Annotated in this window: 16 protein-coding genes; 11 read left to right on the top strand and 5 right to left on the bottom strand. The window is 72.9% G+C overall.

The window, feature by feature from the left end; genetic code table 11:
- Window positions 1-34: 34 nt before the first annotated feature.
- Together ABZ915_RS03680 and ABZ915_RS03675 are read right to left on the bottom strand one after the other, a co-directional pair.
- Window positions 35-1972 (bottom strand): phosphatase PAP2 family protein, encoded by a 1938-nt coding sequence (locus ABZ915_RS03680; RefSeq protein ID WP_361795128.1) that lies wholly within the window; start codon window positions 1970-1972, stop codon window positions 35-37.
- 148 nt (window positions 1973-2120) lie between these two features.
- Window positions 2121-3029: a BadF/BadG/BcrA/BcrD ATPase family protein gene (locus tag ABZ915_RS03675; protein ID WP_361795125.1), complete on the bottom strand. Its 909-nt coding sequence runs from the start codon at window positions 3027-3029 to the stop codon at window positions 2121-2123.
- A gap of 235 nt (window positions 3030-3264) precedes the next feature.
- Between ABZ915_RS03675 and ABZ915_RS03670 the strand changes: the two genes are divergently transcribed.
- The 6 genes from ABZ915_RS03670 to ABZ915_RS03645 all read left to right on the top strand — a co-directional run bounded on the left by ABZ915_RS03670 (window position 3265) and on the right by ABZ915_RS03645 (window position 11529).
- Complete coding sequence (locus ABZ915_RS03670; RefSeq protein ID WP_361795122.1) at window positions 3265-4386, top strand: ROK family transcriptional regulator; 1122 nt, start codon at window positions 3265-3267, stop codon at window positions 4384-4386.
- Between the two features lie 274 nt (window positions 4387-4660).
- Window positions 4661-5992, top strand: a complete 1332-nt coding sequence (locus ABZ915_RS03665; RefSeq protein WP_361795119.1) for an extracellular solute-binding protein — start codon at window positions 4661-4663, stop codon at window positions 5990-5992.
- A gap of 116 nt (window positions 5993-6108) precedes the next feature.
- Window positions 6109-7020, top strand: coding sequence for a sugar ABC transporter permease (locus ABZ915_RS03660; RefSeq protein ID WP_361795116.1), 912 nt, complete (start codon window positions 6109-6111; stop codon window positions 7018-7020).
- On the top strand, window positions 7017-7919 hold the full coding sequence (locus ABZ915_RS03655) for a carbohydrate ABC transporter permease (RefSeq protein ID WP_361795113.1): 903 nt from the start codon (window positions 7017-7019) through the stop codon (window positions 7917-7919). The genes ABZ915_RS03660 and ABZ915_RS03655 overlap by 4 nt, the downstream gene beginning before the upstream one ends.
- 2 nt (window positions 7920-7921) lie before the next feature.
- Complete coding sequence (locus tag ABZ915_RS03650) at window positions 7922-9646, top strand: hypothetical protein (protein ID WP_361795110.1); 1725 nt, start codon at window positions 7922-7924, stop codon at window positions 9644-9646.
- 50 nt (window positions 9647-9696) lie between these two features.
- Window positions 9697-11529, top strand: coding sequence for a hypothetical protein (locus tag ABZ915_RS03645; protein WP_361795107.1), 1833 nt, complete (start codon window positions 9697-9699; stop codon window positions 11527-11529).
- Here ABZ915_RS03645 and ABZ915_RS03640 read toward each other — a convergent pair.
- Window positions 11519-12169 (bottom strand): nucleoside/nucleotide kinase family protein, encoded by a 651-nt coding sequence (locus ABZ915_RS03640; protein WP_361795104.1) that lies wholly within the window; start codon window positions 12167-12169, stop codon window positions 11519-11521. The two genes, ABZ915_RS03645 and ABZ915_RS03640, sit on opposite strands and share 11 nt — an antisense overlap.
- An 85-nt stretch (window positions 12170-12254) precedes the next feature.
- Between ABZ915_RS03640 and ABZ915_RS03635 the strand changes: the two genes are divergently transcribed.
- Window positions 12255-12995, top strand: a complete 741-nt coding sequence (locus ABZ915_RS03635; RefSeq protein ID WP_361795101.1) for an HAD-IA family hydrolase — start codon at window positions 12255-12257, stop codon at window positions 12993-12995.
- The gene (locus ABZ915_RS03630) at window positions 12992-15334 is read left to right on the top strand and encodes a glycosyl hydrolase family 65 protein (protein ID WP_361795098.1); all 2343 of its coding nucleotides are present in this window, start codon (window positions 12992-12994) and stop codon (window positions 15332-15334) included. Before ABZ915_RS03635 ends, ABZ915_RS03630 begins: the two co-directional genes overlap by 4 nt.
- Before the next feature lie 12 nt (window positions 15335-15346).
- On the opposite strand, the gene ABZ915_RS03625 is transcribed toward ABZ915_RS03630, so the two are convergent.
- Both ABZ915_RS03625 and ABZ915_RS03620 read right to left on the bottom strand, forming a co-directional pair.
- Window positions 15347-16240 (bottom strand): M56 family metallopeptidase, encoded by an 894-nt coding sequence (locus tag ABZ915_RS03625; RefSeq protein WP_361795095.1) that lies wholly within the window; start codon window positions 16238-16240, stop codon window positions 15347-15349.
- Complete coding sequence (locus ABZ915_RS03620) at window positions 16237-16620, bottom strand: BlaI/MecI/CopY family transcriptional regulator (protein ID WP_361795092.1); 384 nt, start codon at window positions 16618-16620, stop codon at window positions 16237-16239. The genes ABZ915_RS03625 and ABZ915_RS03620 overlap by 4 nt, the downstream gene beginning before the upstream one ends.
- A gap of 176 nt (window positions 16621-16796) precedes the next feature.
- Between ABZ915_RS03620 and ABZ915_RS03615 the strand changes: the two genes are divergently transcribed.
- The 3 genes from ABZ915_RS03615 to efeU all read left to right on the top strand — a co-directional run bounded on the left by ABZ915_RS03615 (window position 16797) and on the right by efeU (window position 21425).
- Window positions 16797-18284 carry a hypothetical protein gene (locus ABZ915_RS03615; protein WP_361795089.1) on the top strand — a complete coding sequence of 496 codons (1488 nt, stop codon included), beginning with the start codon at window positions 16797-16799 and terminating at the stop codon, window positions 18282-18284.
- Window positions 18281-19228, top strand: a complete 948-nt coding sequence (locus ABZ915_RS03610) for a lysylphosphatidylglycerol synthase domain-containing protein (protein WP_361795086.1) — start codon at window positions 18281-18283, stop codon at window positions 19226-19228. The genes ABZ915_RS03615 and ABZ915_RS03610 overlap by 4 nt, the downstream gene beginning before the upstream one ends.
- 169 nt (window positions 19229-19397) lie before the next feature.
- Window positions 19398-21425, top strand: a complete 2028-nt coding sequence (gene efeU, locus ABZ915_RS03605; RefSeq protein ID WP_361795083.1) for an iron uptake transporter permease EfeU — start codon at window positions 19398-19400, stop codon at window positions 21423-21425.
- Window positions 21426-21446 lie beyond the last annotated feature (21 nt).

Genomic DNA, 21446 nt, shown 5'->3' with positions numbered 1-21446 from the left:
CCCTACTCTCGCATCGCCCCCGCCACCGGGCGCGTCACCGCCTCACGAGTCGTACCGACAGACCGTCTGCCGTATACACCGGTACGGCGCGCAGCCGGTCGGAGTTCACCTCGACGCGGTCGAACTGACCGCGCAGCTGCGGAACCTCGATCACCGGCACCGTGCTGCCCGCGGCGGGCGGCCGCTCGGCGTCCAGCCGTAGCGACAGCACGCTGCCCCGGCCGAGCACCGCGCGCCGCTTCACCGTCAGCGGCGCCTTGCGGCCCGCGCGCAGGGTGACCTCGAGGGCGCCGGCGTCCTGGCCGTACTGCCCGCGCACCCGTACCCGCTCGTCGTCCACCCGCAGCGTGCCGTCGGCGACCCGCACGTCACCGTGGCCGAGGGCGTCCTGCGACCCCGCGACCAGCGTGCCCGCCGCCAGCACGGTCCCGCCCGAGTACCGGTTGCGGCCGGTCAGGGCGAGCGTGCCGGTGCCCCGCTTGGTAAGGCCGCCGCGCCCGTCGATGTCGTTGCGCCAGCTGTCGGCCGCCGAGAAGCCCCCGGCGGCCGCGTCGAGGGTGACCGTCACGTCGGAGTCGAAGGCACCGTAGCCGTCCGCCGCCGCGAACAGGTTCAGCCGGCCCCACTGCTCGAAACCGTCGAGCAGGACGTATCCCGCGGGCAGCCCGGTGGTGCGCAGCACCTCGCGCCGCTGCGCCGCGTCGAGGTACGGCAGCCGGGTCTCCAGCAGCACCTCCGCGCCCTTGGGCACGGTCAGCGGCGCGCTGTGGCCGCGCCGGGTCAGGACGTACGTCAGCCGGGGCGTGACCGCGCGCGCGTTGGCGGCCCGGTCGGCGTACGGGTCGGTGCCGGGGCCGGCCGCGTGCGCGTAGGCGTACAGGGTGTCGGCGGTGGTCCCGGTGCCCTGCTCGAAGAAGGCCAGCGCCTGGGCCCGCGCGGCCTGCTTGAGGGCGGTGTTGGCCGGGTCCGCGAGGGTAGCGGCGGCCAGCGCGGTGGCCATGATCCGGCCGCCGATGACGTCGACGGTGGAGTGCATGCCCGCCACGATCCGGGTGTGGCTCAGCTCGAAGGCGCGGGTCACCAGCTCCTGGAAGCGCTCGGGGACCGCGTACGCCAGCGCGAGGCCCGCCAGGTGGAAGGCGTTGGTGTGGCCGCTGGGGAAGCCGCCGTCGTCGGTGGGGGAGGTGCCGCGCTGGCGCAGCAGCTGCGGGGCGACGATCACCTCGGAGTCGTACACCGGGTAGCCGAGCGCGTCGGTCCTGCCCGTGTCGACGACCGCGCTGTCCTCGTTCATGCGCCACGGCCGGGGGTACTGGTAGGCGTACTTGGCCGGGTTGCCGGAGGCGTACGGGCCGCGCACGGTGTCGACCAGCTCGGCCACCCTGCCCAGTGCGGAGTCGTGGGAGCCCGCGCCGAGCGCGGAGCCGGCCGGGGCGTCGGCGGGCACGGCGTCGCTGACGGTGGTCGCCGGGGTGCCGTCGGGCGCGCCGGTGATCGAGGTGACCGCCTTGGCGCCCGCCTTGTACAGGCCGGCCAGCGGGCCGAGGCCCGCGATCATCGCGTAGCTCTGGTGCTGCCGGTCGTAGACGAACGCCTCCTTCGCCTCGGCGTCCGTGCGCGCGCCCGTGGTCCGGGCGCAGTAGCGCATGTTGGCGCGCAGCACCTCGGGCCGCAGCACGGCGCCGGCGTTCCACGCGGAGCCGGTCTTCCACACCTGGGCGAACCCGTCCAGGATCCGGACCACCGCGTTGGTGTCGGCGGTGAGATTCCCCAGGACGTTGGTCTTGTAGTCGTCGGCGAACGGGGCGGGGGCGGTCGCGGCCTTGGCGTCGGCGGCGGCCAGCCAGCCGGCGAACGTCGGCGCGGTCAGCACGCCCGCCGAGGCGCCGAGCGAGGTCGTGAGGAACCCCCGTCGGCCGACGGCGCGGTCGCGGACCGGCGAGGGGGAGCGGTGCCCGGCTGGTGACGGCATGCGTGTGCCTCTCTTGTGTTGTGCGGCCCTGCGGCCTGTGTTCGGCCCTGCGAGCCGGGAGGAGTGAAGATCTATGAGAGAGCCGTGTCCCGTCGGCGAGGGCCCGGCGGCCGGGACATGGCCCGCGGGTGAACGCGGGCCGCGCGGTTCACAGGATCGAGCGCGCCAACGCCACCGCGCCCTCGACCGGGGGCACGTGGAGGGGGCGCGGCCGGGCACCGGGGAGGGCTTCGGCGAGTGCGGTGGTGAAGGCGTCGTACAGCCGGGGCTGCGCGAGAACGGTGCTGCCCGCGATCACCACGTCGTCGGCGGCGACCCCGCGCGCGGAGAGCCGGACGACGAGCGCGGCGAGGGAGCGGCCACCGGCCGCGATCACGTCCCGGGCGAGGAGCGATCCCGCGTCGGCGGCGGCGAAGAGGGCCGGGGCGTGCCGGCCCCACTCCGCGGAGACGTCGGAGGCGGCCTCGAGTGCCGCTCCGAGCGCCGGTACCTCCGCGACGCCGAACGCGTCGACCAGCGCCGACGCCAGCGCGTCCGGGGTCTCGCCGCGGTCGTGCGCGGCCCAGACGGATCGCGCGGCCTCGCGTACGAGCCCGGCCGAGCCGCCCTCGTCGCCGAGCACCGCGCCCCAGCCGCCGACCTGCACGACGGAGCCGTCGGCGCGCCGGCCCACGGCCACCGAGCCGGTGCCGGCGACCAGGCCGACGCCCTTGTCCAGCCCGGCGGCCGGGAGCAGCAGTTCGGCGTCGCCGACGACCAGCGCGGGCGCGTCGAAGTGGTGGTGCAGCGCGGTCCGTATCAGGTCGCACTGCCGGGGTGTCTCGCAGGCGTGCCCGCCCACGGCCACGGCGGACGGGCGCGCGCCGACGGGCAGCGCGTCCGCGATCAGCGCGGCCAGCCAGCGGGCGGCGGCCACGGGGTCGTGCGGCCGCCAGCCGCCGCTGGTGCGCACATGGTCGGCGACCGGACCCTCGCCCGTGAAGGCGCGCAGATGGGTCTTGGTGCCGCCCACGTCGACGCCGACCACGAGGGGGCGTGAGAGAGGGGTGTCCTGCACGGAACCTCTTTCGTCGTTGCGCTGTGCTGCGACGGCGGGCGAACCGTGCCTGGGAGAAGGGGACTTGAATGCGTAGCGAAGCCCCGGGACGGGCTTCTGAACGGGGTGCGGCCGGCGTGTGCCGCGGAATTCGTTAGGAAGTTTACTAACGAAGTAGAGTGCGTCAAGAGGCACGGAATCCCGGTGCCGTCCAACCCTTGTGAGCAGACCGCTGCGGCACGATCTGGGGGAGAGCATGAACCTGAGCGAAAGTGCCCGCGCGGTGTTCGCCGTACTGGCCGCGGCGGGGACCGCGACCCGCCCCCGGCTGGCGGCCGACGCGGGCCTGTCCAAGCCGACCGTCTCCTCGGCCGTGGCCGAACTCGAGGTCGCCGGGCTCGCCGCCCACTCGGGCACCGCCTCCAGCGGCACCGGCCGCAACGCCGCCGTCTACCGTCTCGGACCGGCCGCCGGGTCCGTGCTCGCCGTCGATCTCGGGCCCGCGCTCACCCGGGTGCACGGCTGTGCCCTGGACGGGACCCTGCTCGCCGAGGCCACCAGCTCCCGGACGGACGCCGTCGACGCCGTGCGCAAGGCCCTCGGCGCACTGCCCGCGGACGCCCCGCTGCGCAGCATCGTCGTCGCCGTCGGCGACGTCACCACGCGGGACCGGGAGGGCACCGGTATGCGCCCCGCCACCGCCAAGGCCGGCCCCGTCTTCGACGCCATCGCCGTCGAGCTGCCGCCCCGGGTGCCCGTCCACCTCGAGAACAACGTCAACTGCGCCGCCCTCGCGGAGCTGCACGAGGGCGCCGCCCGCGACCGCCGCACCTTCGGCTATCTGCGGATCGGGGTGGGTGTCGGCCTCGGCATCGTCGTCGGCGGCGAGGTCCTGCGCGGCGCGAACGGCGCCGCCGGAGAGCTGGCACGGCTGCCCTACCCCTGGGACGAGGGCCGCGAGCCGCGCCGCGAGGCGCTGGAGGACCAGATCGGCGCGCGCTCCCTGCTGCGCCGGACCAGGCAGGCCTGGCGGGACACCGACGGGCCCTGCCCCCGGACCGCCGACCGGCTCTTCGCGCTCGCCGGGGAGGGCCACGCCACGGCCGCCGCCGTGGTCGCCCAGCACGCCGCCGACGTGGGCCGGATCGCCGCCGCCGTGACCGCCGTGCTGGACCCGGGGCTGATCGTGCTGGGCGGCAGCACGGGCGCGGACCCGCAGCTCCTGCCCGGTGTGCGGGCGGAACTGGAGCGGCTGAGCTGGCCGACCGAGGTGGTCAGCAGTACGGTCGGGGACTCCGGCACCGTCGTGGGCGCCGCCCGGCTCGCGGTCGCCAGAGGAGTCCAAAACGTGACCGAGCCCGCGGGGGCGAAGGATTGACGGCCTCCGACTTGGTCTGCCAATGTCCGGACAAGCGCTTTCTAAGTCGGCCGGGACGCCGGCTTGGGGTGAGCCTCCCAGTCCGTACACGACGTACGGCAACCGCACGAGGGCGTGCCCGTGCGGTGACGGTCAGCACGGCCGGGGATCTCGCCCCGCGTGGACGATGCGGCCGGGCGAGGCCGCGCCCCCGGAAAGCGACTTTCCTTCACAATGCACCCGTGCCGCCTCAGCCGGCGCCGTGCTCCGTCCCTACGACGAAATGGGATCGAAGATGACCACTGTGGGTGTGCGGCGCTCCCGCCGACTCGGCCGCGGCGGTATGCGCCGCCTGGTTCCCCTCGCTGCCGTGGCCACGGCAGGTGCCCTGCTGCTCTCCGCCTGCGGGGGCTCGGGTTCCGGCTCGGGCGGGAACGCCAAGTCGCTGACGTTCTGGATCTCCACGGTTCCGGGGCAGGACGCGGGCTGGAAGAAGCTGGTGGCGCAGTACAAGAAGGAAACGGGCGTCAGCGTCAAGCTCGTCAACATCCCCTACGACGGCTACCCGACGAAGCTGCACAACGCCGCGCAGGCGAACTCCCTGCCCGACGTCGCGGACGTGCCGGCGCTGGACCCGATCTGGTCGAACAAGCTGATCGACCTCGGCTCCATAGCCAACAACAAGAGCTACAACATCAACGCCAACTTCCTCGCCAAGGACTCGTCCGGGAAGGTGCTGTCCATCCCCTCGGACGTCACCGCCTCCGGCCTCTTCATCAACAAGACGCTGTTCAAGAAGGCGGGTGTCGAGGTCCCGGCCTCGCCGTCGAAGACCTGGACCTGGACCGAGTTCATCGCGGCGGCGAACAAGGTCCGGGAGAAGACGGGCGCCAAGTACTCCCTGACCTTCGACCAGTCGCCGTCCCGGCTGCGCGCCATGGTGTACGAGATGGGCGGGAAGTACGTCCACGCGGACTCCTCCGGCAAGTTCTCGGTGGACGCCGCGACCAAGAAGGCCGTGAAGTACTTCGTCGGACTGAACGACGACAAGACCATGCCGAAGTCGGTGTGGACCAGCGGCGCCGACCCGTCGGCGATGTTCCAGAGCGGTGACGTGGTCGCCTACTGGTCCGGCGTGTGGCAGGTCGCCTCCTTCGCGGACAGCATCAAGAAGTTCGACTGGGCGAGCGTCCCGACCCCCGCCCAGCCGGTGCAGGCCAGCGACGTCAACAGCGGCGGCATGATGGTGGGCTTCAACAACAACGGCGCCGCGGCCACCGCCGCGAAGAAGTTCATGTCCTGGGTGTACGACCCGAAGCAGTACACCGAGCTGGTCGAGACCTCCGGGTTCCTTCCGGTCGAGAGCGGTCTGAGCCCGAAGTACCCCTTCACCTCCGACGCGGCGCAGGCGGCGTTCAAGCTGTACAACGAGGAGATCCCGCTCTACGCCCCGATCTCCGGGTACTTCAACGGCGCGCAGACGAACTGGGTGCTGAAGGGCAAGAGCCTCACCGAGGACCCGACCAAGACGGAGCTCGGCAAGGCGATCAACGGCCAGCAGTCGCCCGACAAGGCCCTGGAGAACATCGTGGCCGGCTACAACCAGCAGGTCGGCGGCGGATCCTAGGCCACAGGGCCGGGCGGCGGGGTCGAGACTCCGCCGCCCGGCCCTGGCGCCCCTGTGATGCCGGGCTCATGGCGTGAGCCCACAGCAATCCATTCCACCAGCACGGAGTCAGGAAGATGACAAAACGCGCCTCGGACGTGTCCGCGAGCCCGCCCAGGAGACGCAGTAAGTACACCCTTGCGCCGCTCGTGCTCATCGCGGCCAATGTCGTGCTCTTCGCTCTGTTCTTCGTCTGGCCGGCGGTGATCGGGCTCGGCTACTCCTTCACGAACTACACGGGTGTGGGGGCGTTCCAGTTCATCGGACTGGACAACTACCACAACCTGTTCGGGGACTCCACCTTCTACGACGCGCTGACCCGGACACTGCTGTACGCCGCGCTCTTCGTACCGCTGAACTTCGCGCTCTCGCTGCTCACCGCCAACCTGGTGGTGAGCAAGCACGCCAAGGGCGCGTCGGTCGCCCGCGTCATCTTCTTCATCCCGTGGCTTCTGTCGCCCATCGTCGTGGGTGTCCTGTGGCGGTGGCTGTTCGGTGAGAACTTCGGACTGGCCAACTACGTCATCGAGAAGCTCGGCGGAAGTGCCGTTCCGTGGCAGTCGAACGCGGACCTGTCGTTGATCGTGGTGGTGATGGCGGCTTCCTGGGCCTGGACGGGTTTCTCGATGCTGCTGTTCATCGCGGCGATCAAGAACGTACCGGTGTCGTACTACGAGGCGGCCTCGCTCGACGGCGCCGGCCCATGGCGCCAGTTCTTCAGCATCACACTGCCGAGCATCGCGCCCACCTCGTTCATCGTCATCCTGCTCAACACGATCAACGCGATGAAGGAATACCCGGTGTTCGTCGCCCTCAACAACGGCGGACCCGGCACGTCGAACAACCTGCTTGTCCAGTACATCTATGAGACCGGCTTCAAACGGGGCCAGATCGGCTACGCGAGCGCCGCGTCGTTCGTGCTCATGCTCATCCTGATGGTCGTCGCGATCATCCAGCTGATCGTCAACCGGCGGGTGGAGAACCGATGACAACCACAGACGTGCCACGCAAGGTCGACGCGGATCCCGGACGGGCCGTCTCCAGGAAGCGGTCCCGCAACACGGGCGGCGGTGGGCTCCGGCAGGCGGTGTCCGCGACGACACTGCTGTGGATCCTGGCGTGCCTCTACGGGTTGCCCGTGCTGTGGTTCATCCTCAGCTCCCTCAAGCCCGCCAGCGACCTGTTCTCCTATCCGCTGACGCTGGTTCCGCACAACCCCACCCTGTCGGGCTACCTGACGGCGTGGCGCAGTGCCAACTTCTCCCAGTACTTCATCAACACGGCCACCGTGTGCGTGATCACGACGATCCTCACGGTGGGAGTCAGCTGCTGCACCGGATACGCCCTGGCCAAGTACGACAACAGGTGGCTCAAGGCGTTCTTCCTCTGCATCCTGGCCACCACGATGCTGCCGTCCGAGGTCATGCTCGCCCCGGAGTTCCTGGTGGTCCGCAACCTCGGCCTCTACAACTCCTTCGCCGGCATCATCCTCCCGGCCGTGCTCACCGCGACCGGATGCTTCATGTTCCGCCAGTTCTTCCTGACGGTTCCCGACGAACTCGTGGAAGCCGCACGCATCGACGGCGCCCGCGAACTGTCGATCTTCCTGCGGATCATGGTGCCGCTCTCCCGGCCCATCATGCTGACCCTCGCCATCCTGTCCTTCCAGTGGCGGTGGAACGACTACATCTGGCCGCTGCTGATGCTGAACGACCCCAACAAGTTCACCGTGCAGATCGGCATCCAGAGCATCGTCGGGGCGCAGAACATCAACTGGTCGGTACTGCTCGGCGCATCGGTCATCTCCATGATCCCGCTGATCGCGATCTTCCTGGTCTTCCAGCGCTACGTCATGGGCGCCGACATCAATGCCGGACTGAAGGACTGACCTTGCCCACCCCGCTCGACCACGAGTTCGTCGCCGCGGCCGCACGCGCCGCCGACCGACTGGCCGTCCCGCAGGCGGCCGGCCCCGAGGAGAGTCCCCTCGGTGTGACCCACCGCGCTCTGGCACGCCGGGTGAAGACTCTGGTCGCGGCGTACCGGTCCCCGGACTCGGCACTGCACGGCAGCGGGCAGGCCGTCGCCGCCGCGACGACCGACCTCCGCGCCCTGAGGGCCGCGCAGACACCCACCGGCCTCTTCGCCGGCGGCGACAACGTGCAGTCACCGCCGGACTCCGCGTTCACCGTCAACGACGTGTGCGACGCGCACGTCCTCGCAGCCGGGGCGGGGCCGGAACTGCGCGACGTCACGGCCGCGCTCGCCGAGATCGCCGGCGCCGCCACCGGCAGTCTCCTGACCGGTGGGGTGCACACGCCGAACCACCGCTGGGAGCTGTGCGCGGCGCTGGCCCGGCTGCACCGGTCGTTCCCGGACAGCCGACTGCTCGACCGTATCGACGAGTGGCTCGCCGAGGGCGTCGACATCGACGCGGAGGGCCTGTACTCGGAACGGAGCGCGATCTACGCGGCCCACGTGTCCAACCCGTCGCTGCTGCTGTTGGCCGACGTCCTCGGCCGCACCGACCTGTGGGACGCCGTCGAACGCAACCTCACCGCGACCCTGGACCTCATCAGACCGGACGGCACGGTGGAGACCGTCCACTCGCGACGGCAGGACCAGAACCACCCGTTCCCGCTGGCGCCCTACCTGCCGCACTACCGGCTGCTCGCGATCCGCACCGGCCGGGGCGACTTCAGCCGGGCGGCGCGGCTGGCGGCCGCCGGCGGCGTCGACGACCCCGACCTGCTCGCCGAGACCCTCCTCACCCCCGACCTGTGCCGCGTGCTGCCGACACCGGCGCCGGAACCCCTTCCCCGTGACCGGTACATCACCACGGCGCGCCTTGCCTCCCGTGCCTCCGCCACCGCGCACAGCGTCCTGTACGGCGGCTCGGACGTGCCCGAGCACCGGCGCATCCGCTCGGGCCTCGCCTGCAACCCGACCTTCCTGCGCCTGTTCGCCGGCGACGCAGTCCTCGACGCGGTCCGCCTCTCACGGGGATTCTTCGACCTCGGCCCGTTCCGCGCCGCCGGCCTGCAACGGCTCGCCGACAACCGGTACCGGCTCACCGAAACCCTCTCGGCCGCCTACTACCAGCCGCTCCCGCCGGACCGGCGACGGGCCGACGGCGCCTACCGCACGGCGGACGAGGGACGCTTCTCGGCCGCCATGGCCTTCCCGGACCGGCCTCGGGACGAGGTCTCCCAGACGACCCGCGTGGACGTGGAGCTGAGGGAGGACGGTGTCGACCTGCGGATCGGCATCAGCGGACCACCGGTGCCCTGGGCCCTAGAACTGACCTTCCGGCCGGGCGGCGTGCCGGAGGGCGCCGTCCCGATCGGCGACGGACGCTGGTGCCTGACGACCGGGCCCATGACGTACCGGGTCGGTGACGACGAGATCCGGGTCGAGACCGAGGTCGAGGCGGGCGAACCGCTCGCCGGGCCGGACCGGAGCGACGTACTGCGGTACGACCCGGGGCAGGACCACACCGTGGTGGGCGGCACCGACGCGACAACCGGGAACCGCGTCTACATCGGTGGACACGGCCCGCACACGCTGAGCGTCACACTGCGCGCCCGCCACCTGGCACCTGTCCCTGTCTTCTGACCCCGAGACCCACGCGACGGCCACCTCCGGCATGAAGGGCTGATCCACTCGTGCACCTCCTCCACCAGCGCGGCCCGCTGCACGACCTCCCGGACACCCGGGAGGCCTACGACGCGGTCCTCGCCGACGTCGTCGAACAGGCCCTCGCGCGCATGACACCGGAGGGCAACCTCGAACACCCCGACTGCACCGACGACATCGGTGACACCTCCCTCGGCATCACCTCCCTGCTGGCGCTCGCCTGGCGGCGCACCAAGGACCCGCGCCTGCCGGAGGCGGTGCGCCGGAGCCTCGGCTTCCATCTGCGCGAGCGGGTCTACACCGAGGACAACCCCGGCTACCCGAACCTGAAGATCCGCGACTCCGGGCTGCCGTACGCCCGTTATGTACTGGAGGCGGGCGCGCACCCCGTCGGGGACTGGCCGAGCACGGTGTGGGCGCTGCTCCAGACGGTCAACGTCCTCGACACGGCCGACGGTCTCGTCGACGACGAGCAGCGGGCCGGTCTGCTGGAGGTGGCACGGGGCTACTGGCGATGGCTCACCGAGGCGACCTTCTTCAACCCGCAGGAGGCGGGCAACCAGGCGATCGGGTGCGTGGTGGGCGGGCTGATGCTGGCGCGTCATCTGCCCGGCCCCGAGGGGGACGCGGTCCGTGCACGGGCACTCGGGCTGTACGCCGACGAGATCCGCGCCCACCGCGTCCGCGACCGGGGCGCCCTGCTGCCCCCCGAGCACGGCGGCGCCTACGACAACAACTACGGCCCGATCTCCCTGTCCTTCCTCGCCCAGGCCCACCGGGTCAGCGGCGAGCCGGTGTTCGCCGAGGACGGCGACGCGCTGGCCCGCTACCTCGACGCCCGCCTGACGGGCGGCGGCTTCGACGTCGGCGGCCCGCGCTACAGCGAGCAGCACTCCGGCTTCGAGTCCGTCCTGGGCCTGCGCTACTTCGGTGCCCGCATCGGCTCCGACCTGGGCCGCTACCGGGGAGACACCCGCTGGGGCCGGCACGCCGTGAAGGCGGACGGCGGGGTCGACGGCCACTTCGCCTGGATGCTGGTCTGGCAGATCCAGGACACGACACGCTGGCACCGCGAGCCGTCACCGGCACCCGCCCGGCACCAACTGCGCGCGGGGACGGTCTCGGTGGCCTTCGACGACCGTATGACCCCGTCGCTGGTCGAGGCTGGCGGGACGTACTACCTGCCCGCCGCCGTCGACCGCCAGCACGGCTTTGGGCCGGTGCTCGACGGTTTCCTGTTCTGCCGTCCCATGGGCGAGGTCCGGGTACGGGACCTGCGCGCCGACGGGCTCACGGCGAAGCTGGTCACCAAGCCGGTCGTCGGCCGGGACCACGTCCTGCGGCACGTCCGGTCCCTGTACGTCACCGACGGCACGGCCCTGTGGACGACGGTCGCCGTCGAACGCCTCCCCGGAGACCCGTATCTGCTCGCCGGACTGCCGTACGCGGCCGACGACGGCGACCGGGTCCGCCGGACTGCCGAGGCCGCCGTGGCGTCGGCGGGTGCCCTGCGCCTGAGCCACCCCGAGACGCGGGGCCCGGAGCACTTCGACGCGCGGGCCGAACTCACCCAGGAACAGGCGGCGTTCGCGCTCGCCGCCGACCCGCGCGGCTACGGCAACCCCGATGACGGCTGGCGCCACCTGCTGAGCTCCACCGCCCTGGAGGCGGGACCGGTCCCGGGCGCGCCGGACGATCTGCACGTGTTCGCGGTGCGCCACGGCTCCGGAGGTCCGCTCGCGGTATCGGTGGAACGGACGGAGGAGGGGCTCACCGTACGGACGGACGCCTTCACCGCGGTGCTCGGGGCGGCGGACGAGCGGGGGGAGCCGCGGCTGACCCTGCGCGCGGTCAGCAGGTGAGGGCGAGTTCGCCCACCGGCACGACCAGGTCCGCCCGTTCCCGGGTGGCGGCGACCAGCTCGGCATTGGGCTGGTCGCTGCGCGTCACCCACGCCACCGCCTCCTCGTGCCCCTTGCCGAACTCCTCGTGCCGGGCGATCAGACGGCGCAGCCGCTCCGGCTCGTCCAGCTCGCAGAACCACACCTCGTCGAGCCGCGCGCGGACGCGGGGCCACGCGCCCGTGTCCAGCAGCAGGTAATTGCCCTCCGTCACCACCAGCCGCGCCGTCGGCGGCACCGGGACCGCGCCCGCGATCGGCTGCTCCAGCACCCGCTCGAAGCCCGGCGCGTACACCACCTCGTCCCGCTCCTCGCGCAGCCGCCCGAGCAGCGCCGCGTACCCGGCCGCGTCGAAGGTGTCGGGCGCGCCCTTGCGGTCCCGGCGGCCGAGGCGGTCCAGTTCGACGTCGGCGAGGTGGAAGCCGTCCATCGGGACGTGCGCCACCCAGGGTTCCCCGGTGCCGTTGAGCGCGCGCACCAGGTGCTCGGCGAAAGTCGACTTGCCCGCCCCGGGGCTGCCGGTGATGCCGAGGAGGGCGCGTGGGCCGCCCTCGGCGAGGGAGCGGGCACGGGTGAGGAGGTCATCGAAAGTCATGCGCACGCGGCAGAGTCTGTCATCCGCCGTTCATGTGGAGTGTGGCGCGTACCACCCACTGGAATCCGTCATGTGGGGAAGTGTGCTGAGTATGACTGAGCTCGGTCTGCCCGACACCATCCAGGCCTGTCTCTTCGACCTCGACGGGGTCGTCACCAGGACGGCCGTCGTACACGCGGCCGCCTGGAAGGAGACGTTCGACGACTTCCTGCGCGGATACGAGGGCGAACGCGCCCGGCCGTTCGACGCGGTCGCCGACTACGACGAGTACGTGGACGGCCGCCCGCGCGCGGACGGGGTGCGCACCTTCCTCGCCTCCCGGGGCATCGATCTGCCCGAGGGCGATCCCGACGACCCACCGGACGCCCCGACCGTGCACGGGCTGGGCAACCGCAAGAACGCACTGGTCCTGGAGAAGATCCGTACCGAGGGTGTGGAGGCCTACGAGGGCACGCTGCGCTACATCGAGGCGGTCCGGTCCACGGGACTGAGGACAGCGATCGTCTCCTCCAGCGCCAACACCCGCGACGTGCTGCGCTCCATCGACGCCGAGCGGCTCTTCGACGTCCGGATCGACGGCGTGGTCGCCGCCGAGCGGGGGCTGCCGGGCAAGCCCCACCCCGACACCTTCCAGGCCGCCGCCCGCGACCTCGGGGTCGAGTACCGTGCCGCCGCCGTCTTCGAGGACGCGCTGGCCGGCATGGACGCGGGCCGCTCCGGCGGCTTCGGGTACGTCGTCGGCGTCGACCGGGTCGGTCAGAGGGATGCCTTGTACGCGCACGGCGCCGACATCGTCGTCGAGGACCTCGCCCAACTGGGAGGCAAGGAGTGATCACCCAGCGGTCGTACGCCGTCGAGCCGTGGACCGTGCGCGAGACCGACCTCGGCCTCGACGTGCTGGCCCAGAGCGAGTCCGTGTTCGCGCTGTCCAACGGCCATGTCGGCTGGCGCGGCAACCTCGACGAGGGCGAACCGCACGGCCTGCCCGGCAGCTACCTCAACGGCGTGCACGAGGTGCACCCCCTGCCGTACGCCGAGGCCGGCTACGGCTATCCGGAGTCGGGCCAGACGGTCATCAACGTCACCAACGGCAAGATCCTCAGGCTGCTGGTCGACGACGAGCCCTTCGACCTGCGCTACGGCCGGCTCGTACGCCATGAGCGGACCCTGGACCTGCGGCGCGGCGTGCTGGAGCGGACCTGCGAGTGGACCTCGCCCACGGGATCCACGGTACGGGTGCGTTCGACGCGGCTCGTCTCGCTCACCCAGCGGGCGGTGGCCGCCGTCGCCTACGAGGTGGAGCCCGTCGGCAAGCGGGCCCGGGTGGTGATCCAGTCCGAGCTGGTCGCCAACGAGCAGCTGCCGGAGTCCAACGGCGACCCGCGCGCGGCGATGGCCCTCCAGTCGCCGCTGGAGCCGGAGGAGGACTTCGCCTCGGGCGGGCGACTGCGCCTGGTGCACCGCACCCGCCGCAGCGGGCTGCGCGTCGCCGTGGCCGCCGACCACGTCGTCAGCGGCCCGGAACGGACCACCACGAGCAGCGAGAGCCGGCCGGACACGGCCCGGCTGACGGTCACCTCCGTCCTGGAGCCGGGCCAGCGGCTGCGGGTGGAGAAGCTCGTCGCGCACGGCTGGTCCGGCACCCGTTCGCTGCCCGCGATGAGCGACCAGGTCGACGCGGCCCTCGCCGCCGCCGCGCACGACGGCTGGCCGGGCCTGCTCGACGAACAGCGTGCCTACCTGGACGACTTCTGGGCGTGCGCGGACGTCGAGGTGGACGGCGACGAGGAGATCCAGCAGGCCGTCCGCTTCGCCCTCTTCCACGTCCTCCAGGCCGGCGCCCGCGCCGAGCAGCGGGCGATCCCGGCGAAGGGGCTGACCGGCTCCGGCTACGACGGGCACGCCTTCTGGGACAGCGAGATGTTCGTGCTGCCCCTGCTGACCTACACCGCGCCCGAGGCCGTCGCCGAGGCGCTGCGCTGGCGGTTCAACACGCTGGACCCGGCACGGGAACGCGCGGCCCAGCTGGGCCTGGAGGGCGCCGCGTTCCCCTGGCGCACCATCGAGGGCTCGGAGGGCTCGGCGTACTGGCCCGCCGGCACCGCGGCCTTCCATGTGAACGCCGACATAGCCAGTGCCGTGGTGCGCTACGTCGCCGCCACCGGGGACACCGGCTTCGAACGGGACACCGGCGTCGAACTGCTGGTGGAGACCGCGCGCCTGTGGCGCTCCCTCGGTCACCACGACCACCACGGCGCCTTCCACATCGACGGGGTCACCGGACCCGACGAGTACAGCGCCGTCGCCGACGACAACACGTACACCAACCTGATGGCCCGCGAGAACCTGCTGGCGGCCGCCGACGCCGTCGAGCGCCATCCGCGCGCGGCGGCCCGGCTCGGCGTCGACGACGAGGAGAGCGCCGCCTGGCGGGACGCCGCCGAGGCCATGCACATCCCCTACAACCACGATCTCGGCGTGCACGAACAGCACGCGGGCTTCACCCGCTACCAGCAGTGGGACTTCGCGAACACCCGCCCCGACCAGTACCCGCTGCTGCTGAACTTCCCCTACTTCGACCTCTACCGCAAACAGGTCGTCAAGCAGGCCGACCTGGTGCTGGCGATGTACACCTGCGACGGCTGGTTCGACGACGAGCAGATCGCCCGCAACTTCGCCTACTACGAGCCGCTCACCGTACGGGACTCCTCCCTGTCGGCGTGCTGCCAGGCCGTCGTCGCCGCCCGCGCGGGCCATCTGGGCCTGGCCTACGACTACGCGGCCGAGGCCGCGCTGATGGACCTGGCGGACCTGGAGCACAACACCCGCGACGGACTGCACATCGCGTCACTGGCCGGCACCTGGATGGCGCTGGTGGCGGGCTTCGGCGGGATGCGCCGGGACGACGACGGGCTGCGGTTCGCGCCGCGGCTGCCGGAGAAGATCCGCCGCCTGGCCTTCACCGTGCGGTTCCTCGGCCGCCGGCTGCGGGTGGAGGTGCACGCCGACAAGGCCACGTACTCCTTGCTGGACGGTCCCACGCTGACCATCGGCCACCACGGCGAGCCGCTCACCCTGCACCCCGACGAGCCGGCCGTCCGCGCAGTACCCCCGGTGACACCGCGTCCGGCCCCCGAGCAGCCGCCGCACCGCAGGCCCGACAGCCGCTGACCGGGGACCGCCTCAGCTCAGCACGCCGGTCAGCAGTCCGAGCAGGTCGCCGGTCGCGTCGGCGGCGCCCAGCGCCGGGAGGGCGCCGAGGGCGAGGACGGCCGCGGCGGCGGTCCACAGGCGCGGGGGAGGGGTCGTCTGGAGGGCCGCGATCCGGCGGGTGACGGCGCGGTCCGTGAAGGTGAGCGCGCAGCCGGTCCGGACGCCGCCCGCGGTGAGCGCGGCGCGGGCCAGGGCCCGGGCCGTGGTGTCACGGTCCCCGACGTCGGTCGCCGCCTGCTCGTCCGCCCAGCGCTCCACCAGGAAGGACACCGTCGAACGGACCGGGATCAGCAGCGGGTCGGCCGCCGCGGCGAGCGAGGCCGCGGTCACCAGGAAGCCGTGCCGGTGCGCGAGATGGGCCCGCTCATGGGCGAGCAGCACCCGGCGCTCGGCCGGTCCGAGGGCGCCCAGCATGGCGGTGGTGACCAGGATCCGGCCCGGCCGGCCGGGAATGGCGAACGCCTGCGGCCGGTCGGAGGCCGCGACGATCAGCTCGGTGTCCGCCGGATGCCCCGCCGACAGCCGTCGCAGCGCCCGCCGGGTGCCGCGCTCGGCACGCACCGCACGGTGCACCCGGCGGGCGACGACGGCGAGGGCCAGGCACGCGGCGATCCCGATGACGCCCGGCACCGGATCGGCCAGCCGGTGCCCGTCCTCCCGGGCCTCGGCGACCACCGGGGGAGCGTCGCCCACCAACGCGGCCGCCAGCAGCACCAGCGACCAGGTGGTGGCCGCCGAGGTGAGCACGGCGGCGGAGGTCAGCACCCGTGCGGCGAGCGCGGGTGCCACCCGCCGGCCGAGCACCGGACCGACCAGCCGCAGCAGCAGCGACAGCAGCAGCGGGGTGTAGACGTCGATCCTCATGCGCCGCCTCCGCCGAGCAGATCGCGCAGGGCCCGCTCCTCCTCGGGGCTCAGTCCGGACACGAACTGCTGCAACGCGGCGATGGGGTCCGGACCGCGGTCGAGGGCGTCGTGCATCGCCGCGGCGGTCAGCTCGGCCGCGTTCTTCGCGGGCCGGTAGGCGCCGCGCCGCCCGTTCGCGTCGCGCAGCACGAGCCCCTTGTCGAACAGCCGCTTGAGGATGGTGTGCACGGTGTTGTAGGCCAGACCGCCGCCGATCTCGGTCTGGATCTCGGCCGGCGTCAGCGGTCGCTCCGTGGCCCACAGCGCGGCCAGCACCTCGCTCTCCAGCGCCCCGGCGCTGCGCCGCTCCGCTCTGCCCGGGGACCCTGTGCCAGCCATGCCACAACCTTACAGCGCGTAGGGCCGTCAAACGGATGGCCGTGTTGGCCCTGCGGCCCGGCTCGTCGCCGGTTAATTTGTCTCTGCTTCTCAGTGTTTGTGCATTTTCGCGCCCGTAGCACTACAGGCTGTAGGGTGACTCGAACCCTACAACCTGTAGGGGAGAAGGGTGGACGATGTCAGGCAGCGCGCACGCCACACTCCGCGGGACCCGGCGCGGCGGTCCGTGGACCGTGCCCCGCGGCACCCGGCGAGCCCGCGCCGACGGTCCCCTCGCGGTGGTCGCGGCCGCCTTCACCCTGGCCCAGCTCCTCCTCGTCCGGCCCGGCATGGGCCTCGGCTGGGACGAGACCGTGTACGTCAGCCAGGTCAGCCCCCATGCCCCGGCGGCCTTCTTCAGCGCGCCCCGGGCCCGTGGCGTCTCCCTGTTCGTCGCACCCGTCGCGGCCTGGTCGTCGTCCACCCCGCTGCTGCGGATCTACCTGGCCGTCCTGTCCGGCCTGGCCCTCTTCCTGGCGCTGCGCGCCTGGCGGGGGCTCTTCCCGGTCCGTGTTCTGGCCCTGGCGGGCGCCCTGTTCGCGTCGCTGTGGGTGACGCTCTTCTACGGCCCCCAGGCCATGCCCAACTACTGGGTCGCCGTGGGCGCGCTCGCCGCCGTCGCCTGCTTCCTGCGGGCCGGCGCCGACCGCTCGGACCGGGCCGCCCTGTGGGGGCTGGCCGCCGGCGGGGCGCTGATGGCCTGGATGCGGCCCACCGACGCGATCTGGGCGACCCTCCCCCTGCTGGTCCTCGCCCTGTCGCGCCGCCACTGGCGCCTCCTCGGCGTGCTCCTGACCGGACTGGCGGCCGGCGCGGCGGAGTGGGTGATCGAGGCCTACGTGAGCTACGGCGGTCTGGCCCGGCGGCTGGCCGACGGCTCCGCGATCCAGGGCGGCCTGGGCTGGAACGTCGCCGTCGTCGACCAGCTGCGCAGCCTGGGCGGGCGGGCCCTGTGCCGGCCCTGTACGGGCGCCCTGCCCGACCCGCTGCTCACCCTCTGGTGGTTCGCCCTGCCGCTGCTCGCGGTGCTCGGCTTCGTCGTCGCCGTCCGGGCCCGGCGTACGCCGGCCACCCTGGTGCCGCTGATGTGCGGGGCGACGGCCGCCTTCCCGTACCTGTTCATGATCGGATACGCGGCGCCCCGGTTCCTGCTGCCCGCCTACGCCCTGCTGGCGCTCCCGGTGGCCGGCGCGCTGGTCCACCTGGTGACCGTCCCCGGCCGCACCCTGCGGACCGTGGCCGTGACGCTGGTGACGCTCGGCCTGGCCGCCCACCTCGCCGTCCAGACGGCCGTCCTGGTGCACACCGTCGACGGCACCACAGCCTCCCGCCGCGCCTGGTCCCGTACCGCCGCCGAGCTGCACCGCCTCGGTGTCCGCCCGCCCTGCCTGCTCACTGGGCACGAGTCCGTCCCGGTCGCGTTCTACGCCGGCTGTGCCTCCGCGGCGACCTCCGGGCACAACGCCAACAGCACCGCGGACGCCATCGCCCGGACCGCCGACCGCACACCGGTCGCCGCCCTGGTCACCGCCGGGTCCCGGGCACCCGCGTACGCCCGGCACTGGCCGTCCGTACCGTTCGGCGGGCTGCGGATCCACTACGCCGTACCGGCCGGCCGCCGATGACGTCCCCGGCGGGCCTCGCCACCGGTGCCGGCCGCCGGCGGGCGTACGGGCACACCGCCGTCTGCCTCGCCGTCCTGACCTGCGCGGCCTATCTGACCCGCCGGCACTGGCCGCTCCTCGAGACGGGCGCCCTGCGGCTCGCCGTCGCGGACCAGGGCTGGCTGCTGGTGGGCGCGACGGCGGCGGTCGGGACCTGGGCCGCCTCGGCGCTCGCCCAGCAGGGCGCGGTCATCCGGCCGCTGCCCGGCGGACGCCTGGTGGCCGCCCAGTTCGCCGCCTGCGCCGCCAACCACGTCCTGCCCGCCGGGCTCGGGGCCGGGGCGGTGAACCTGCGGTTCCTGATGCGCTGCGGGCTCCCGCCGGGCCGCTCGGCCAGCGCGCTCGCGGTCAAGGCCACCGCGGGCGTCCTGGTCCGCGCCGCGCTGATCGCGGCGCTCGCCCCCTTCTGCCCGGGGCTGCTGCGGGTCCCGCACGTTCCCCCGGCCGTCCTGGTTGCCGCCCTCGCGGCCGTCGTGCTGGTGGCCGGGCTGCTCGCCAGTCCGCTGTGGCCCCGCTGCCGGGCGGCCCTGGCGACCGTACTGGCCGACATCCGCGCCGTGCACGCCAGACCGCACCGTGCGGCGGCCCTGTGGGGCGGCTCGCTGGGCTTCGCCGCGCTGCACTCCCTGGTGCTGATCGCCGTCACCCGGGCCGTCGCGCTGCCCCTGCCGCCGGCCCGCGTGGCGCTGCTGTACCTCGCCGCGAGCAGTGCCGCCGCCCTGCTGCCCACGCCGGGCGGCCTGGGCTCGCTCGACGCGGCGCTCGGCCTCGCCCTGACCGCGTCCGGGGCCCCGGCCGCGGTGGCCGCCTCCGCCGTGCTCGGCTACCGGCTCCTGACCGTGTGGCTGCCGCTGGTGCCCGGTCTGGTGGTGCTCGGGATGCTGATCCGGCGCAAGGCGCTGTGACCGGTGAGGCGTGACCTGACCGGGTGGCCCCGGCTTTTGCCCTGACATTGCCGCTTCATGACCAGCCGACTACATGGGTGTAGTCATGATGGTCATCGAAAGTAAGGCATGCCTTCGCTAAGTCGGGGGCGAGGTGGCGGGGACGTGCCTGCCGGGAGGGCCGCGACGCATGTGGGACGACGCGTTTCCGAGTTTCCTGATCGGACTGAGGGAGGGACTCGAGGGCGGACTCATCGTCTCCATCCTGGTCGCCACCCTCGTACGGGCCGGTGCGCGGTCCCGGCTGCCGCAGGTGTGGACGGGCGTCCTGGCCGCGATCGCGGTGTCGATGAGCTTCGGCGCGGTCCTCACCTTCACCGCCGCGTCCCTGTCCGCCACCGCCCAGGAGGCGTTCGGCGGCACCCTCAGTGTCATCGCCGTCGCGTTCGTCACCGGCATGGTGTTCTGGATGCGGCGCTCGGCCCGCGGCCTCTCCGGTGAGATCAAGGAGAAGGTCACCGGCGCGCTCGGCACGGGCGCGGGGGTGCTGGTGCTCACCTCGTTCCTCGCGGTGGGCCGTGAGGGCCTGGAGACCGCCCTGTTCCTGTGGACCACCGCCCGCGCGGCGGGCGAGTCCGCGGGCCCGATGACCGGTGCGGGCATCGGGCTCGTGCTCGCGGCGGGCCTGTGCTGGGGCCTGTACCGCCGTGTCCTGAAGATCAACCTGACGAGGTTCTTCACCGCCACCGGCGTGGTCCTCATCGTCATCGCGGCCGGCGTCCTCGGCTACGGCCTGCGCGACCTCCAGGAGGGCGGCGTACTGCCCGGCAAGGCCGCGTACGCCGTCGACCTCGCCGGCAGCATCGACGCCGGCTCCTGGTACAGCACGCTCGTCCAGGGCGTACTGAACCTGACGCCCACCATGACCTGGCTCCAGGTGGCCGGGTACGCCGGCTACCTCGCGGTGGTGATGACCCTGTTCGTACGGGGGGTACGCGCGAACGCCCCCGGCGCCACCGCGGCAGCCACCCCCGAGCGCGAACCCGTGGCCGCGGGCCGCCGTCGGCCCGGCTGGGTCGTCCCGGTGGCTGTCGTCGCCGTCCCGGCGGTTCTGGCGGGGCTGGTCGTCGCGTTCGCCCGGCCCAAGGCGGCCGGGGCGCAGACGGTGGCGGTGTCCGGGACCGAGTGCGGCAAGGGCTTCACCGCGCCCAAGCCGGGCCGGCAGACCTTCCAGATGCAGAACACGGGCGGCAAGACGTCCGAGGTGTACCTCATCAACCCGGCGACCGGCGCGGTCTACGGCGAGATCGAGGGCCTCGCCCCCGGCACCACCCGCGACCTGGTCGCCACGGTCGCGGGCGGCAGCTACGCGTGGCGGTGCGTGCCGACCGACGGCAAGGCGGTCACCTCCAAGGCCGTCAGCGTCACCGGCGGGGGAGCGGCCAGGGCGGTCGTGCCGGTCTCGGAGAACGACCTCGCGGCCCCGCTGAAGGCGTACAAGGCGTACGTGAACCAGGGCCTGGCCACTCTCGTCGCCCAGACCCGGAAGCTCGACGACGACATCGACGCCGGCCGGCTCGGCCGGGCCCGCGCCGACTGGCTGACCGCCCACCGCACCTACGCCTCCCTCGGCGCCGCCTACGGCACCTTCGAGGACTTCGACCAGAAGATCGACGGCCGGCCCGACGGACTCCCGAACGGCGTGCGGGACAAGGACTTCACCGGCTTCCTCCGGATCGAGTACGGCCTGTGGCACGCACAGTCGGCCAAGGACCTCCGCACCCCGGCCCGGCAGCTGGCCGAGGCGGTCGCCGGGCTGGCCAAGGCCTTCCCCGGCCAGGCGTTCGACGCGGGCGACCTGCCGCTGCGCGCCCACGAGATCCTGGAGAACACCCTCCAGTTCGAGCTGACCGGCGACACCGACCAGGGCAGCGGTACCGGGCTCGCCACCGCCGACGCCAACCTGGCGGGCACCCGCGAGCTGCTCACCGTGCTCGAACCGCTGCTGACCACCCGCGCGCCGAAGCTGCTGCCCACCGTCGACGCCGGCATCGCCCGCCTCCAGAAGCTCCTGGACGCCGCCCACCACGACAACGGCTGGACCCCCGTCGACCGGCTCGACCCCGCCGGCCGGCAGCGGCTCAACGGCGCCACCGGACAGCTGCTGGAAGACCTCGCCCCGGTCCCGGACCTCCTCGAGATCCGGAAGTCCGCCTGATGAGCACCGAACACCCGCACC

The organism is Streptomyces sp. NPDC046915, from assembly GCF_040644935.1.
Lineage (GTDB): Bacteria > Actinomycetota > Actinomycetes > Streptomycetales > Streptomycetaceae > Streptomyces.
Note: the sequence above shows the minus strand (reverse complement) of the source record. Positions and strands in the feature narration are given on the sequence as shown.